Annotated in this window: 14 protein-coding genes, 1 tRNA gene and 2 riboswitches; of the genes, 12 read left to right on the top strand and 3 right to left on the bottom strand. The window is 37.0% G+C overall.

Annotation, left to right across the window (positions count from 1 at the left end; translation table 11 throughout):
• The first annotated feature begins 42 nt into the window (after positions 1 to 42).
• The 5 genes from Q3V31_RS30175 to tsaD all read left to right on the top strand — a co-directional run bounded on the left by Q3V31_RS30175 (position 43) and on the right by tsaD (position 2,912).
• A tRNA-Asp gene (locus Q3V31_RS30175) sits at positions 43 to 118 on the top strand.
• A gap of 174 nt (positions 119 to 292) precedes the next feature.
• Positions 293 to 766: a tRNA (adenosine(37)-N6)-threonylcarbamoyltransferase complex ATPase subunit type 1 TsaE gene (gene tsaE / locus Q3V31_RS30170; protein WP_000049635.1), complete on the top strand. Its 474-nt coding sequence runs from the start codon at positions 293 to 295 to the stop codon at positions 764 to 766.
• Positions 747 to 1,439, top strand: a complete 693-nt coding sequence (gene tsaB, locus Q3V31_RS30165) for a tRNA (adenosine(37)-N6)-threonylcarbamoyltransferase complex dimerization subunit type 1 TsaB (RefSeq protein WP_000865755.1) — start codon at positions 747 to 749, stop codon at positions 1,437 to 1,439. The genes tsaE and tsaB overlap by 20 nt, the downstream gene beginning before the upstream one ends.
• Before the next feature lie 13 nt (positions 1,440 to 1,452).
• Positions 1,453 to 1,896 (top strand): ribosomal protein S18-alanine N-acetyltransferase, encoded by a 444-nt coding sequence (rimI, locus tag Q3V31_RS30160; protein ID WP_000367188.1) that lies wholly within the window; start codon positions 1,453 to 1,455, stop codon positions 1,894 to 1,896.
• Positions 1,896 to 2,912: a tRNA (adenosine(37)-N6)-threonylcarbamoyltransferase complex transferase subunit TsaD gene (gene tsaD, locus Q3V31_RS30155; RefSeq protein ID WP_000414578.1), complete on the top strand. Its 1,017-nt coding sequence runs from the start codon at positions 1,896 to 1,898 to the stop codon at positions 2,910 to 2,912. Before rimI ends, tsaD begins: the two co-directional genes overlap by 1 nt.
• 471 nt (positions 2,913 to 3,383) lie before the next feature.
• Here the strand turns inward: tsaD and Q3V31_RS30150 are convergent, their stop codons facing one another.
• A complete protein-coding gene (locus tag Q3V31_RS30150; protein WP_000602154.1) occupies positions 3,384 to 5,318 on the bottom strand; it encodes an ABC-F family ATP-binding cassette domain-containing protein in 1,935 nt (644 codons plus the stop codon).
• A 187-nt stretch (positions 5,319 to 5,505) separates the two neighbouring features.
• Here Q3V31_RS30150 and Q3V31_RS30145 point away from each other — a divergent pair, with 187 nt between their 5' ends.
• A complete protein-coding gene (locus tag Q3V31_RS30145; RefSeq protein WP_000372704.1) occupies positions 5,506 to 6,135 on the top strand; it encodes a redox-sensing transcriptional repressor Rex in 630 nt (209 codons plus the stop codon).
• 29 nt (positions 6,136 to 6,164) lie between these two features.
• Here Q3V31_RS30145 and Q3V31_RS30140 read toward each other — a convergent pair whose 3' ends face one another.
• Both Q3V31_RS30140 and Q3V31_RS30135 read right to left on the bottom strand, forming a co-directional pair.
• Positions 6,165 to 6,356 (bottom strand): YdiK family protein, encoded by a 192-nt coding sequence (locus tag Q3V31_RS30140; RefSeq protein WP_001246201.1) that lies wholly within the window; start codon positions 6,354 to 6,356, stop codon positions 6,165 to 6,167.
• Positions 6,353 to 7,102, bottom strand: a complete 750-nt coding sequence (locus Q3V31_RS30135) for a CPBP family intramembrane glutamic endopeptidase (RefSeq protein ID WP_329767673.1) — start codon at positions 7,100 to 7,102, stop codon at positions 6,353 to 6,355. The genes Q3V31_RS30140 and Q3V31_RS30135 overlap by 4 nt, the downstream gene beginning before the upstream one ends.
• Positions 7,103 to 7,504: 402 nt before the next feature.
• On the opposite strand from Q3V31_RS30135, the gene groES reads away from it, so the two are divergent.
• The 6 genes from groES to Q3V31_RS30105 all read left to right on the top strand — a co-directional run bounded on the left by groES (position 7,505) and on the right by Q3V31_RS30105 (position 15,468).
• Positions 7,505 to 7,789 carry a co-chaperone GroES gene (gene groES, locus Q3V31_RS30130; RefSeq protein WP_000917305.1) on the top strand — a complete coding sequence of 95 codons (285 nt, stop codon included), beginning with the start codon at positions 7,505 to 7,507 and terminating at the stop codon, positions 7,787 to 7,789.
• 37 nt (positions 7,790 to 7,826) lie between these two features.
• Positions 7,827 to 9,461: a chaperonin GroEL gene (gene groL, locus Q3V31_RS30125; RefSeq protein WP_044740505.1), complete on the top strand. Its 1,635-nt coding sequence runs from the start codon at positions 7,827 to 7,829 to the stop codon at positions 9,459 to 9,461.
• A gap of 139 nt (positions 9,462 to 9,600) precedes the next feature.
• A riboswitch (purine riboswitch) is annotated at positions 9,601 to 9,702 on the top strand.
• A 165-nt stretch (positions 9,703 to 9,867) separates the two neighbouring features.
• Positions 9,868 to 11,406, top strand: coding sequence for a glutamine-hydrolyzing GMP synthase (gene guaA, locus Q3V31_RS30120; protein ID WP_120341639.1), 1,539 nt, complete (start codon positions 9,868 to 9,870; stop codon positions 11,404 to 11,406).
• Positions 11,407 to 11,562: 156 nt separating this feature from the next.
• A riboswitch (purine riboswitch) is annotated at positions 11,563 to 11,664 on the top strand.
• 127 nt (positions 11,665 to 11,791) lie between these two features.
• Positions 11,792 to 13,117, top strand: a complete 1,326-nt coding sequence (locus tag Q3V31_RS30115) for an NCS2 family permease (RefSeq protein ID WP_000833079.1) — start codon at positions 11,792 to 11,794, stop codon at positions 13,115 to 13,117.
• Positions 13,118 to 13,262: 145 nt separating this feature from the next.
• Positions 13,263 to 13,964 carry a response regulator transcription factor gene (locus Q3V31_RS30110; RefSeq protein WP_016128229.1) on the top strand — a complete coding sequence of 234 codons (702 nt, stop codon included), beginning with the start codon at positions 13,263 to 13,265 and terminating at the stop codon, positions 13,962 to 13,964.
• The gene (locus Q3V31_RS30105; RefSeq protein WP_329767672.1) at positions 13,948 to 15,468 is read left to right on the top strand and encodes a sensor histidine kinase; all 1,521 of its coding nucleotides are present in this window, start codon (positions 13,948 to 13,950) and stop codon (positions 15,466 to 15,468) included. The genes Q3V31_RS30110 and Q3V31_RS30105 overlap by 17 nt, the downstream gene beginning before the upstream one ends.
• Positions 15,469 to 15,790: the final 322 nt, after the last annotated feature.

The following is a 15,790-nucleotide window of genomic DNA, read 5'->3' as shown; positions in this document are numbered from 1 at the left end:
AACCCGAAGGTCGCAGGTTCAAATCCTGTCCCCGCAACCAATGGTCCCGTGGTGTAGTGGTTAACATGCCTGCCTGTCACGCAGGAGATCGCCGGTTCGACCCCGGTCGGGACCGCCATTTTATATAAAGAAAAGAACGAAACAAGTTGTTTCGTATTTTTTTATTTGTTTTAACAAAAAACTAATAAAGACAGTCAAACTATCCTTAGGAAAACTCCTAAGGACTTTTTTATATATTTAAAACCTGTATAATAAAGAGCAGAGAACATTGTGAGTAAAGTAGGTGAAGTCTGTGAGTAAATATGAAATAACAACAAAATCTTCCGAAGAAACCCAGCGATTATCAGAAAAATTAGGGGGACTTGTAAAGGAACAAGATGTAATTATTTTAGAGGGTGATCTTGGAGCTGGCAAGACGACTTTTACAAAAGGACTAGCAAAGGGTCTTGGTGTGAAAAGAGTTGTAAATAGTCCTACCTTCAATATTATTAAAGAATATAAAGGAAGATTGCCGCTATATCATATGGACGTATATCGTTTAGCGGAAAGTGAAGAAGACTTGGGCTTTGATGAGTATTTCTACGGTGAAGGGATTACAGTAGTAGAATGGGCTCATTTAATAGAAGAATATTTACCGAATGAAAAGTTACAAATCAGTTTATTCCATGCCGGAGATGATACAAGGAAAATTGTACTCGAACCAATTGGAAATCGCTATATTAGATTATGTGAGGAGCTATTACAAAATGAAAGTACTAGCAATTGATACTTCAAATTACGTAATGGGTGTATCCCTTATTGAGGAAGGGAACGTGATTGGAGAAATCATTACAAATTTAACAAAAAACCATTCTGTACGTCTTATGCCAGCTGTAGAGAAACTTTTAAAAGAGTGTGGTGTAAAACCGAAAGAATTGACTAAAATCGTTGTAGCAGCTGGGCCTGGATCATATACAGGTGTTCGCATAGGTGTGACAGCTGCAAAAACATTAGCTTGGTCACTTCAAATACCAATTGTAGGTGTATCAAGTTTAGAAGTAGTTGCAGCAAATGGTGCTAATTTTAATGGATTAATCTCTCCTTTATTTGATGGTCGACGTGGTCAAATTTACACGGGGCTATATACATATGAAGGGGAGCAATTAACTTCAATAGAAGAAGACCGAATTATGCTTATTGTTGACTGGTTGCAAATGTTAAAAGATAAAGAACAGCCTGTTTTATTTATTGGTAACGATGTTAAATTGCATAAAGAAACAATTATAGAATACTTAGGTGATCAAGCTGTATTTGCTCCTTTCACTAAGAATAACCCAAGACCAAGTGAGCTAGCATTTTTAGGGTTACAAAAAGAAGAACAAGATGTGCATACGTTTGTACCTAGTTATCTTCGTTTAGCGGAAGCTGAAACAAACTGGTTAGAAAGTCAAAAGAAGTAGAGGTCTATAGAAAATGGATATGATATTTAGAAAGATGGCACTCGATGATATTGCTCAAATTGTAGCTATTGAAGAAGCATCTTTTTCAACTCCTTGGACTGCAGATGCCTTTCACCGTGAATTAGCGATGAATGAACATGCACATTATGTTGTGCTAGAAAAAGATGGTCGCGTAATTGGTTATTGTGGATTGTGGATAATTATTGATGAATCACATATAACAAATATAGCTATTTTGCCAGAGTACCGAGGTCAAAAATTAGGAGATGCCTTATTGAAAGAAGTTATTTCGGAGGCGAAAGACCTAGGAGTAAAAACGATGACACTTGAAGTACGCGTATCAAATGAAGTAGCAAAACAGTTATACAGAAAATACGGATTTCAAAATGGTGGGATTCGTAAACGATACTATGCAGACAATCAGGAAGATGGTCTCGTAATGTGGGTGAATATATAATGGAAAAAAACACGATTATACTTGGTATTGAAACAAGCTGTGATGAAACAGCAGTAGCAGTTGTTAAAAATGGAACGGAAATTATTGCGAATATCGTTGCATCACAAATTGAAAGTCATAAGCGTTTTGGCGGAGTCGTACCAGAGATTGCATCCCGTCACCATGTAGAAGAAATTACAGTTGTGCTAGAAGAAGCTTTAAAAGAAGCGAATATCACTTTTGAGGATATTGATGCAATTGCCGTAACAGAAGGACCTGGTTTGGTTGGAGCACTTTTAATAGGTGTAAATGCAGCGAAAGCTGTGGCTTTTGCGCATGATATCCCTCTAGTTGGTGTTCATCATATTGCTGGTCATATTTATGCAAACCGTTTAGTAAAAGAAGTACAATTCCCATTACTATCACTTGTGGTATCTGGTGGACATACGGAGCTTGTTTATATGAAAGAACACGGTTCATTTGAAGTAATTGGTGAAACACGAGATGATGCAGCGGGGGAAGCATATGATAAAGTAGCTCGTACGTTATCTATGCCATATCCAGGTGGTCCACATATTGATCGCCTTGCGCATGAAGGAAAGCCGACAATTGATTTGCCTCGTGCATGGCTAGAGCCGGATTCGTATGATTTTAGCTTTAGTGGATTGAAATCGGCAGTTATCAACACTGTGCATAACGCAAAACAACGTGGTATAGAAATTGCACCGGAAGATTTAGCAGCAAGTTTCCAAGAAAGTGTAATTGACGTACTTGTAACGAAAGCGTCTCGTGCGGCGGATGCATATAACGTAAAGCAAGTGCTTCTTGCTGGTGGAGTAGCTGCTAATAAAGGGCTTCGTGCACGTTTAGAAGCAGAATTTGCACAAAAAGAAAATATAGAGCTAATTATTCCGCCTCTATCTTTATGCACAGATAATGCAGCGATGATTGCAGCTGCAGGTACAATTGCATACGAACAAGGAAAACGTGCGACATTAGCTTTAAATGCAAATCCAGGATTAGATATTGAAGCATAGTTATACACAAAATTAACCACAGCCTGTGGACAAAACCCATATTATCTGTTGATAATATGGGTTTTGTTGTGTATATAAAATGTGTATAACTTTTTTTGGTAATGTGGATAATGTGGAAAAGTTATTTTAATGTCTATTTTATAAAGGTGGATATGTGCATAAACCTGTGGATAAGGTGGATGAAGTCTGACCTTTAAAGATATTCTTTTTCGGGAAATAAAAAACAAGAAGATATCCCAAAAAAATTTTTGAAACATCCTCCTCTTATTATATAGGTTGCTACTATTGTCAATCTTTGTCGGTTAATCGATATGTCTTGTCGAATCGTTCATATATTTTAAGTTACGGTATATATATTCAAAAAATCGTTGATATAATTTCATGTGCTACGGCACTGGTTTTAAAATAGAAAATAAAAAGGATGTCTCATACATCCTCGACGTATGAGACATCCTTCTTGTTTAAATTCACTTATATATGCAGTTCTTCCCATTCTGCCATACAAGCTTCAAGTTGTTCTTGTAGTGTGTGCTTTTTAGATGTAATTTCACTAGCCTTTTCATAATCTGCATATATTTCTGGTAAGCAAAGCTGATCTTCTAGTGTAGCAATTTCTTCTTCAAATTCTACGATGTTTTGTTCTAGCTCCTCAATTTTCCGAGTACGTTGACGCTCTAATTGTTTACGCTCTTTTTCTTCGAGATAATTTAATTTTTCTTGCGCTACATTTTTTTGAACAGGTGCCTGATTTTCTTGCTGTTCTTGTTGTTCAAATTCTGCACGTTCAATCATTTCATTTTTCTTTTCAACGTAGTAATCGTAATCGCCTAAATATTCTTGTGCACCTTCTGTTGATAACTCAATAACGGTCGTCGTTACACGATTAATAAAGTAACGGTCATGTGAGACGAATAGAAGTGTTCCTGGGTAATCAATTAAAGCATTCTCCAAAATTTCTTTACTATTTAAATCAAGATGGTTCGTTGGCTCATCGAGAATTAATAAATTTGATTTCTGCATCATAAGCTTTGCAAGAGCTAATCGAGCTTTTTGTCCCCCACTAAGAGAAGATACTGGTTTTAGTACATCATCCCCTGTGAATAAAAAGTTGCCTAGTATAGTGCGAATTTCTTTTTCAGGTTGCAGAGGATATTCATCCCATAGTTCATTTAAAACTCGCTTAGAAGATGTTAAGTTAGCTTGTTCTTGATCATAATAACCAACAGATACATTGGATCCGAAAGAAACATCACCATTTAGCAGAGGTAACTTATTCACAAGTGATTTTAATAATGTGGATTTCCCAATTCCGTTCGGTCCAACTAAAGCAACACTATCCCCACGAGTTAGGCGCATAGTTACATGTTCAATAATCGGATCTTCATCATATCCAATAGTTGCATCTTTCACTTGTAAAACATCATTTCCGCTTTGTTTTTCAATATCAAAGTGGAAGGAAGCTGACTTAGAATCGCCCAATGGTCTAGTTAATAATTCCATTCTGTCTAATTGTTTACGGCGACTTTGAGCACGCTTTGTTGTAGATGCACGAGCTATATTTTTTTGCACAAAGTCTTCAAGTTTAGCGATTTCATCTTGTTGCTTTTCATAACGTTTCATCTCTTGCTCGTATAGTGCTGATTTTAAGTCTAAATATTTACTGTAGTTACCAACAAATCGTCTGCTTTCTTTATTCGAAATTTCATATACTTGTGTAACAAGCTTATCTAAGAAATAACGGTCATGAGAAACGATTAAAATCGCGCCAGGATAACCTTGTAAATATTGTTCAAGCCAAGTTAATGTTTCAATGTCCAAATGGTTTGTAGGCTCGTCTAAAATAAGTAAGTCTGGTTTAGTTAATAATAATTTACCAAGAGCTAATCGTGTTTTTTGCCCACCACTTAATGTAGAAATTGTTGTCTGGTGCATCTCAACTGGAAAGCCAAGACCGCTTAAAATCGAGCGGATATCCGCTTCGTACTGATAGCCACCTTGATCTTTATAATCTAATTGTAATTGGTCATAATCAGCTAATAATTTCTCGTATATAGCCGCATTTGAAAAGTTTTCTTCTTTGCCCATCTCTTGCTCTAGCCTTCGAAGTTTTGTCTCCATTTGCTGTAAGTGTGTAAAGACGGTTAACATTTCATCCCAAATTGTTAAAGACGTTTCTAATCCGGTATTTTGAGCTAAATACCCCATTGAGACATCTTTCGGTTTTATAATTTCACCACCATCATGAGATAACTCACCAGCTATTATTTTTAATAATGTAGATTTTCCGGCTCCATTTCGTCCGACTAATGCAATACGATCTTTCGTTTGTACTTCCAATTTTATGTTTGCAAGAATCGTTTCTGCACCGTATAATTTCGAAAGCGCGTTTACTTGTAATAAAATCAATGTTTTCACCTCAAATAATTTCTTAACTTTGCCATGTTTATATTTCTCAATCATACTAAAAATAGTGTATAGTTTAAAATAAAGAGAGAATACTTCTTCTCTTTATTATACAAGGAAATTCATGAGTACTAAACTTCTGTATTTGATTCAAGTATATGAATAAAGATAGGAAGAGAGGAGAGGTTATATGGATCAGCAAAAAATTCCACAGGCCACTGCCAAACGATTGCCTCTATACTATCGATTTATCCAAAACTTATCTCTTTCTGGTAAGCAACGTGTTTCATCAGCCGAATTGAGTGAAGCGGTAAAGGTTGATTCCGCAACTATTCGAAGAGATTTTTCATATTTTGGAGCGTTAGGGAAAAAAGGTTATGGATATAACGTAAATTATTTATTATCATTTTTCCGTGAAACACTCGACCAAGATGATATAACACGTGTAGCACTTATTGGAGTAGGTAATTTAGGGACCGCTTTCTTACATTATAATTTCACGAAAAACAATAATACAAAAATTGAAATGGCGTTTGACGTTAGTGAAGAGAAAGTTGGAACAGAAATCGGAGGCATTCCTGTATATCATTTGGATGAACTAGAAGAACGTTTATCAACTGATATACAAGTGGCAATATTAACAGTACCCGCTACAGTAGCACAATCTGTGGCAGATAGATTGGCAGAAACGAACGTGCATGGTATTTTAAATTTCACACCAGCACGCTTAAATGTGTCAGAGAATATAAGGATTCATCATATTGATTTAGCTGTAGAGTTACAAACACTGGTTTACTTTTTGAAGAATTATCCACAATAAAACGCAGAGGAAGCGACCTCTGCGTTTTATTATTGTTTTTTCTTTGTGAATTTAACTAAGATAAGGCGAAGTGCCAAATTAAAATCAATTGTTGCCATAACTGCAAATAGTATTGTCCACATATTCCAGATTGTATCTGTTACGTTCGTAATGGCGAAACGTGTAAAAATACATCCAAGAAGAAAGTACAATGCAGCCATGAACAATGGTGAGTTTCTCATACAAAAAATCCTCCGATAAAGCCTTGCATTTTTTCAGCTTCTTTAATCATTTCTTGAATTTGTTCATTGCTTACTAAAACTTGAGCAACTGCAACTAATGTATTCATTGCAACATGGGCTGCAATAGGGACGATAATCCGCTTCGTTTTTACATATAAAAAGGCGAATACGAGCCCCATAGAAGTGTATACCAATAAGTGAGTAAAATCAAAATGAATCGCCGCGAATACAAGTGAACTAATGATAGCAGCAATAAAGAAGTTAAACTTCTTATAAAGTGTACCGAATAAAATTTTTCTAAATACGATTTCTTCCAAAATAGGTCCTATTATAGATATGACGATAAGGAACCAAGGTGTCGTTCTTGCGATGTCCATAAGTCTTTCTGTATTTTCAGAGCCAGGTGTAATCCCTAATAATCGCATTTCGATCATACCGGCAATACTTTGTGAAAATAGTGCTAAGAAAAATCCGATAAAAATCCATCCAACTGTAGCTGGAACAGTAGAGCGTATTTTATCTAAATGCCTGTCACGAATGTCTGTTCTGAGTAACCAAAGTACAACGCATAATGCAATGAAAAAGCTAATGATAGCCCAATGACCAGTTATGAGCTGAATTTTTTCCTCTCTAGTAAATCCCCTATTATCGTATAGTCCAGTTTTCAGGAGAAGCGGTAACCCGGCAATGCCTGATAACTGCATTAAAATGTATGTAACGATAATCCACCAATATTGTTTTTTCAAATGGTTTAACCATCCTTTCTAACGCTAGTGTATGAGATAAGGTAGGATAACATGTAAATATGCTACCTACGATATAAACTTTCATTTGAATTATATTTTTTTTGTAAATAAGTATTTGAAAATAAAATAGGAGACAGGAAAAAGTTGTGCATTTAGCGAAAACAACTTAGGGTGTCTTTCATATTGTAACATACAAGAAGTGGGAACAACGATTCATATGGTAAAGGCAGTAGAAGAAGTAATGCTATATAGGAAAGTGTATAAAGTAATTTGCGAAAAAATTATGATTTTTTTACTTGCAAAAGAAATTGAGATTATTTATTATTAGAAGTGTGTTAGCACTCGTGTGACTTGAGTGCTAATAAATAAAATTTACATAACAAAATGAGGAGGTTATTGTTCATGCTAAAGCCATTAGGTGATCGCGTTGTAATTGAACTTGTTCAAGCAGAAGAAAAAACAGCAAGTGGTATTGTATTACCAGACACTGCAAAAGAAAAACCACAAGAGGGTAAAGTTATTGCAGTAGGTACAGGCCGAGTGCTTGAAAATGGTGAGCGTGTTGCTTTAGAGGTAGCAGCAGGTGATCTTATCATCTTCTCAAAATATGCAGGTACTGAAGTGAAATACGAAGGTACAGACTACTTGATTTTACGTGAAAGTGACATTTTAGCAATTATCGGTTAATTATATACATTTTAAAAATCCAAGGGGGTCAATTATTATGGCAAAAGATATTAAATTTAGTGAAGAAGCACGTCGTTCGATGCTTCGCGGTGTCGACACTCTTGCAAACGCAGTAAAAGTAACGCTTGGACCAAAAGGTCGTAACGTTGTACTTGAGAAAAAATTCGGTTCACCACTTATTACAAATGACGGTGTAACAATCGCAAAAGAAATCGAATTAGAAGATGCATTCGAAAACATGGGTGCGAAATTAGTAGCAGAAGTTGCTAGCAAAACAAACGATGTAGCTGGTGACGGAACGACAACTGCAACTGTATTGGCGCAAGCTATGATTCGTGAAGGTTTAAAAAACGTAACAGCTGGTGCTAACCCAATGGGTCTTCGTAAAGGTATCGAAAAAGCTGTTACTGCTGCAATTGAAGAATTAAAAGCGATTTCTAAACCAATCGAAGGTAAATCTTCTATCGCACAAGTAGCTGCTATTTCTGCAGCTGACGAAGAAGTAGGTCAATTAATCGCTGAAGCAATGGAGCGCGTTGGTAACGACGGTGTTATTACTTTAGAAGAGTCTAAAGGATTCACAACAGAATTAGATGTAGTAGAAGGTATGCAATTTGATCGTGGATATGCATCTCCTTACATGATTACTGATTCTGACAAAATGGAAGCAGTTCTTGATAACCCATACATCTTAATTACTGATAAGAAGATTTCTAACATCCAAGAAATCTTACCAGTATTAGAGCAAGTGGTACAACAAGGTAAACCACTTCTTATCATTGCTGAAGATGTAGAAGGCGAAGCTTTAGCTACATTAGTAGTGAACAAACTTCGTGGTACATTCAATGTAGTAGCTGTTAAAGCTCCTGGATTTGGTGACCGTCGTAAAGCAATGCTAGAAGATATCGCAATCTTAACTGGTGGCGAAGTAATCACTGAAGAATTAGGTCGTGACTTAAAATCTGCTACAGTTGAATCTTTAGGACGCGCTGGTAAAATCGTTGTAACGAAAGAAAACACAACTGTAGTTGAAGGTATCGGAAATTCACAACAAATCGAAGCTCGCATTGGCCAAATCCGTGCGCAATTAGAAGAAACTACTTCTGAATTCGATCGTGAAAAATTACAAGAGCGTCTTGCAAAACTTGCTGGCGGCGTAGCAGTAATTAAAGTAGGTGCAGCAACTGAAACTGAGTTAAAAGAGCGCAAACTTCGCATTGAAGATGCACTTAACTCAACTCGTGCAGCAGTAGAAGAAGGTATCGTTGCAGGTGGTGGTACTTCACTTATGAACGTATACACAAAAGTAGCTTCTATCGTAGCTGAAGGCGACGAAGCAACGGGTATCAACATCGTACTTCGTGCATTAGAAGAGCCAGTTCGTCAAATCGCAATCAACGCTGGTCTAGAAGGATCTGTAGTTGTAGAGCGTCTAAAAGGCGAAAAAGTAGGCGTTGGTTTCAACGCAGCTACTGGCGAGTGGGTTAACATGCTTGAAACTGGTATCGTAGATCCAGCTAAAGTAACTCGCTCTGCACTTCAAAACGCAGCATCTGTTGCAGCGATGTTCTTAACAACTGAAGCTGTAGTTGCTGACAAGCCAGAACCAAATGCACCAGCAATGCCTGACATGGGCGGCATGGGCATGGGCGGTATGGGCGGAATGATGTAATTCCGTTCGCCCCGAAAACATCCACTTCTTTATAGAAGTGGATGTTTTTTTGTGTTTTTGAGAAAAGGAAATTAATTTCTGTAGAATTTTGTCGCTTTCTCTCTTGACCATACTGATACTTCATTGTTAGAATCTAGGAAGATAATATAAAACAATCCTTCATATATCCTCGATGATATGGTTTGAGAGTCTCTACCGGGTTACCGTAAACAACCTGACTATGAAGGCAGTGCGTCTTATATTTATAAAGAGCGGAAGACTATCTTTCTTTATAAAGCCAGACCCCTGCCTTTTCTTTGTTATGAGACTAGAGGCGGAGGACTGGCTTTTTTTATTATATTGGTAATGCTTTTCGCCAAATTGGTGAAAATATTTATATACGAGAACTAACGTTGGGGTGATTATTTTGAAGAAGCAGCATGATACAATTATCGTTTTAGATTTTGGGAGTCAGTACAATCAGTTAATAGCACGTCGAATTCGTGAGTTCGGTGTATACAGTGAACTTCATCCACATACAATTACTGCAGAAGAAATTAAGGCAATGAATCCAAAAGGGATTATCTTCTCTGGTGGACCAAATAGTGTATACGGTGAAGGCGCATTACATTGTGATGAAAAAATCTTTGAACTAGGATTACCGATCTTCGGTATTTGTTACGGTATGCAGCTTATGACACAACACTTCGGTGGTAAAGTAGAACGTGCAAACCACCGTGAGTACGGAAAAGCTGTTCTTAAAGTAGAGAACGAATCAAAATTATATGCGAACCTTCCAGAAGAGCAAGTTGTATGGATGAGTCATGGTGACTTAGTAACTGGTTTACCTGAAGGATTCGTAGTAGACGCAACAAGTGAGTCTTGTCCAATTGCTGGTATGAGCAATGAAGAGCAAAACCTATACGGTGTACAATTCCACCCAGAAGTACGTCACTCTGAACACGGTAACGATTTAATTAAAAACTTCGTATTCGGCGCATGTGGTTGTTCTGAAGGATGGAACATGGAGAACTTTATCGAAGTAGAATTAGAGAAGATCCGTGAAACTGTTGGAGACAAAAAAGTACTATGCGCACTTAGCGGCGGTGTAGATTCTTCTGTTGTAGCAGTATTAATTCATAAGGCGATTGGTGACCAATTAACATGTATTTTCGTGGACCATGGTTTACTTCGTAAAGATGAAGCAGAAGGTGTTATGAAAACATTTAGCGAGGGCTTCCATATGAACGTTATTAAAGTGGATGCGAAAGAGCGCTTCATGAACAAGTTAAAAGGTGTAGAAGATCCAGAGCAAAAACGTAAAATCATCGGTAATGAATTCATTTACGTATTTGATGATGAAGCTTCTAAATTACAAGGAATGGACTTCTTAGCACAAGGTACACTTTATACAGATATCGTTGAGAGTGGTACTGCAACTGCACAAACAATTAAATCTCACCATAATGTTGGTGGTCTTCCAGAAGACATGCAGTTCAAATTAATTGAGCCTTTAAACACGTTATTTAAAGATGAAGTACGTGTATTAGGATCAGAACTAGGAATTCCCGATGAAATCGTATGGCGTCAACCATTCCCAGGTCCAGGACTTGGTATTCGTGTATTAGGTGAAATCACAGAAGAGAAATTAGAAATCGTTCGTGAATCTGATGCGATTTTACGTGAAGAAATTATAAAAGCAGGATTAGACCGCGAAGTTTGGCAATACTTCACTGCGCTTCCTGGTATGCGTAGTGTAGGTGTTATGGGTGACGAGCGTACTTACGATTACACAGTAGGTATCCGCGCAGTAACATCTATCGATGGTATGACAGCTGACTGGGCACGTATCCCTTGGGACGTATTAGAGAAAATCTCTGTACGTATCGTAAACGAAGTAAAACACGTTAACCGTATCGTGTATGATATAACAAGTAAGCCACCAGCAACTATTGAGTGGGAATAGTATTGTAATAAAAAAGATCCATCTATCGTTCGTGTATAGATGGATCTTTTTGTTTTCACCCCTTAATACGAACGAAATTATAAAAGTTTATAAAAATGTTCGTTTTTAAATTGACAAAACCACCTCCTCGAGTTAATATGAGTATGTAATTCAAACGAAAAATGAATATTATGCCGTCGTATAATATCGGGGATATGGCCCGAAAGTTTCTACCTAGCTACCGTAAATGGCTTGACTACGAGGCGTTTTGATAAAGATGAGGGGAAACTTGTCTTTGTTTATAGAACGCTTCCATGTATATGCAATGGAAGCCTTTTTTATTTTTATAGATAAAAGAGGGCTAGGGGAAATACGGCGAGTAATCATATAACGGGGGAAACGTAAGATGAAACGCTATTTTCAGTTTGATGAACTCGGCACAAATTATAAGACTGAGTTCATAGCAGGTTTAACGACATTTCTATCTATGGCTTACGTACTATTTGTCAATCCTGCTACGCTGTCACTTGGAAATGTTAAAGGATTACCGGCAGGTACAGGAATGGATCCAGGTGCAGTATTCGTTGCTACAGCATTAGCTGCGGCGATTGGTTCGTTAATTATGGGGATATTCGCGAAGTATCCGATTGCTTTAGCGCCAGGTATGGGAATTAACGCGTTCTTTGCTTATACGGCAGTGTTAACGATGGGTATTCCGTGGCAGACAGCAATTGCTGGAACGTTAATGTCAGGTATTATCTTTATTATTCTTACTGCTTCAGGTATTCGTGAAAAAATCATTAATGCAATTCCATCAGAGTTAAAGTTTGCAGTAGCGGCAGGTATCGGATTGTTCATTGCATTCCTTGGATTCCAAAATGCCGGAATTATCGTGAAAAATGATGCTGTTCTTGTTGGGTTGGGGGACTTAACAAAGGGCACAACGTTACTAGCAATCTTCGGAGTTGTTACTACAATCATTTTCATGATTAAAAAAATAAATGGTGCAGTTTTCTACGGTATGATTCTTACGGCGATCTTAGGAGTAGCGACTGGATTAATTGATACACCGAAAGCTGTAGTGGGAGCAATACCGAGTCTAGAACCAACGTTCGGTATGGCGTTAACTCACTTTGGAGACATTTTCACTGTTGAAATGGGTATTGTTATTATAACGTTCTTCTTTATCGATTTCTTTGATACAGCAGGTACGCTCGTGGCGGTTGCGAATCAAGCGGGATTAATGAAGAACAATAAATTACCACGTGCAGGAAAAGCACTATTTGCAGATGCGATTGCAACTGTAATCGGTGCGATCTTAGGTACATCAACAACAACGTCTTATATTGAATCTTCTGCAGGGGTAGCAGCGGGTGGACGTTCTGGATTTACAGCAGTTGTAACAGCAGGGTTCTTCTTACTGGCACTATTCTTCTCGCCGCTATTAAGTGTTGTGACACCAGCTGTAACAGCGCCAGCATTAATTATTGTAGGAATCTTGATGGTTTCATCTTTAGGAGAAATTGATTGGAAGAAATTCGAGATTGCAGTACCAGCATTCTTTACTATCATTTCAATGCCACTTACGTATAGTATCGCAACAGGAATTGCAATTGGATTTATCTTCTATCCAATTACAATGGTTGTAAGTGGCCGTCGGAAAGAGATTCATCCAGTTATGTATGTTATGGGAGTTTTATTCGTACTATATTTCATCTACGTTCGTAAATAAAAGGGGTTTTTTGAAAGGTCTAGACTTAAGGGGAGTCTAGGCCTTTTTTGCGTCTTCAGAAAATCTTAAGGATTTCCGAGCGTTTTTCTTCAGAAGTTTTCCTATAATAGAAGTTAGGGATTAAAAAAGTGATGGAGGAGATATTGTGGCGCACGAAACAATACTTGTCGTAGATGATGAAAAAGAAATTCGAAATTTAATTACAATCTATTTAAAGAATGAAGGATATAAAGTACTGCAAGCGGGAGACGGAGAAGAAGGATTGCGTCTATTAGAAGAAAATGAAGTGCACTTAGTCGTATTAGATATTATGATGCCGAAAATAGATGGTATTCATATGTGTATGAAAGTAAGAGAATCGAAAGAAATGCCAATTATTATGCTTTCGGCAAAAACGCAAGATATGGATAAAATTTTAGGATTAACAACAGGTGCGGATGATTACGTAACGAAACCATTTAATCCGTTAGAGTTAATCGCGAGAATTAAGTCCCAGCTACGTCGTTATATAAAAATGAATGGTTTTGCTATTCAAAATGAGGACGAGTTAGAAATTGGAGAGATGAAGATAAATATTTCAACCCATACAGTTATTGTGGATGGGGAAGAAGTGAAACTGACCCCGAGGGAATTTTCGATTTTAGAATTGCTAGCGCGTAATCCGGGGATGGTCTTTAGCGCGGAACAAATTTATGAAAAGGTTTGGAACGAAAGATCTTTCCAGTCGGATAACACGGTAATGGTTCATATTCGGAAAGTGCGTGAAAAGGTTGAAGAGAATCCAAGGAAGCCAATATATATAAAAACAGTATGGGGAGTGGGGTATAAGATTGAAAAAGATATTTAATCCATTTACTTATGTTAGGAAAATTCGAGAATTAATTGGAAAGATAGTGAAAAGTGTGAAACGGAGTATACGAATTCAACTTATTACTGCGTTTACTGCTTGTGCGTTGTTAGGGATTTTGTCAGCGAAAGCAGCAGCACCGTTTTTTGAGAATGCGAATCGGCAGGCGACAATCGATTATCGGGCTGGTATGGAGCAAATTAACCAACAAGCTCAAAGTGTGGCAAATAGTTCAGTTCATGAAAATAAATTAGAAGCTATATCAAGTATGATTGAAATAGAGAATCAAAATTTAGAACGAGGATCTAGAGCTTTAAAAGTATTGGTCACTGACGAGAGCGGTAAAGTTTTATATAAAACGAAGCAGGCACAAGAAGAGCAAATTGATTTGCATAATACAATTCGTAATGCATCATCGTTTGCGATTAATTATATGAATGGTAGAAAAGAATTTGAAAGTACGAGAAAAGAATTTATAGCTTTTGCACCTATTACAATAGAAGATAAGAATTTATACATGTTTGTTAGTGGGATTCCAGAAGGTGAAGTAATATATGATACGCAAGAAGGGCCGTTTCCATTTTTCATAGGTGTACTTGTATTCATTTTCTCTTTCTTCTATATAACAAAGAGAAAGATGAAGCAAATTGAAGCGATGGCACAAGGTGTAAAGGAAATAGAAAAAGGAAACTTAGCGTACCGTATTGAGAAAAAAGGTGAAGATGAGATTGCGTCTTTAACTGAGAATATTAATAATATGGCGGAAGAGCTTATGAATAATATAGAAAAGGAACGTAAATTAGAGAAGCAAAAGAATGAGCTTATTACGAATGTATCACACGATTTACGTACACCACTGACTTCTATAATGGGTTACTTGCGGTTACTTCGAGACTCTAAATATGAAAATAAAGAACAACATGATGAATATACGAGAATTGCTTTTGCAAAGTCGGAGCAGTTAAAGAATCTAATAGAAGATTTATTTGAGTATACGAAGTTAACAAATGAGCAAGTTATATTGGAAAAACAAGAGGTTTGTATAAATGAGTTATTGGAGCAATTAATAGAAGAGTTAGTACCGCAGGCAGAAGAGCATGGACTTGCGTTTGTTAAGAAGTTTCCTGAGGAACGTGCCTATGCAGCGATTGATTCGGAAAAGATGGTCCGTGTATTTGATAATCTATTAATGAACGCGATTAAGTATAGTAAAGATGATGGGGAGATAAAAGTTTCTCTTCAAAGGCAGCGCCGGGATATACAAATTGTAATTGCGAATCATAGTGAAGAGTTTACGAGAGAAGAGTTAGGGAGTTTGTTTGAACGCTTTTATAAGAAAGATCAATCTAGAAGTAGAGTAACAGAAGGATCGGGACTTGGATTAGCGATTGCGAAAAGTATTGTTGAGTTGCAAGGTGGTAGTATTCGAGCTGAATATGAGGATGGTATTATTCAGTTTATCGTCTCGTTACCAATTATAGAAAAAAATAAACGAATAGAATGATATTTGATAAAAAGGCTTATTTTAAAAGAAATAAGCCTTTTTATATTTTTTTAGAAAAACATGTTGACGATTAGAGTATAGAGGTGTAATATAGGACAAGTCGCCGATAGCAACAACGCAGAAAGCGACAAACGAAATAAAAAACTTAGTTGACATTGAAATATGAAAATGTTAACATAAGGGAGTCGCAAATGAGCGGCAAAGAAGTTCTTTGAAAACTGAACGAAACAAACAACGTGAACGTCAATTTTTATTTTTAGATGCTAGACAAACTAACTTTATTGGAGAGTTTGATCCTGGCTCAGGATGAACGCTGGCGGCG

Source organism: Bacillus nitratireducens (assembly GCF_036320425.1).
GTDB classification, from domain to species: Bacteria; Bacillota; Bacilli; order Bacillales; family Bacillaceae_G; genus Bacillus_A; species Bacillus_A nitratireducens.
Note: the sequence above shows the minus strand (reverse complement) of the source record. Positions and strands in the feature narration are given on the sequence as shown.

Excerpts from the sequence above, each read along its gene's own strand:
- Q3V31_RS30115 (WP_000833079.1), top strand. The coding sequence starts at position 11,792 with ATGAAACGCTATTTTCAGTTTGATGAACTCGGCACAAATTATAAGACT.
- tsaB (WP_000865755.1), top strand. The coding sequence starts at position 747 with ATGAAAGTACTAGCAATTGATACTTCAAATTACGTAATGGGTGTATCC.
- Q3V31_RS30145 (WP_000372704.1), top strand. The coding sequence starts at position 5,506 with ATGGATCAGCAAAAAATTCCACAGGCCACTGCCAAACGATTGCCTCTA.
- tsaD (WP_000414578.1), top strand. The coding sequence starts at position 1,896 with ATGGAAAAAAACACGATTATACTTGGTATTGAAACAAGCTGTGATGAA.
- rimI (WP_000367188.1), top strand. The coding sequence starts at position 1,453 with ATGGATATGATATTTAGAAAGATGGCACTCGATGATATTGCTCAAATT.
- Q3V31_RS30140 (WP_001246201.1), bottom strand. The coding sequence starts at position 6,356 with ATGAGAAACTCACCATTGTTCATGGCTGCATTGTACTTTCTTCTTGGA.
- groES (WP_000917305.1), top strand. The coding sequence starts at position 7,505 with ATGCTAAAGCCATTAGGTGATCGCGTTGTAATTGAACTTGTTCAAGCA.
- groL (WP_044740505.1), top strand. The coding sequence starts at position 7,827 with ATGGCAAAAGATATTAAATTTAGTGAAGAAGCACGTCGTTCGATGCTT.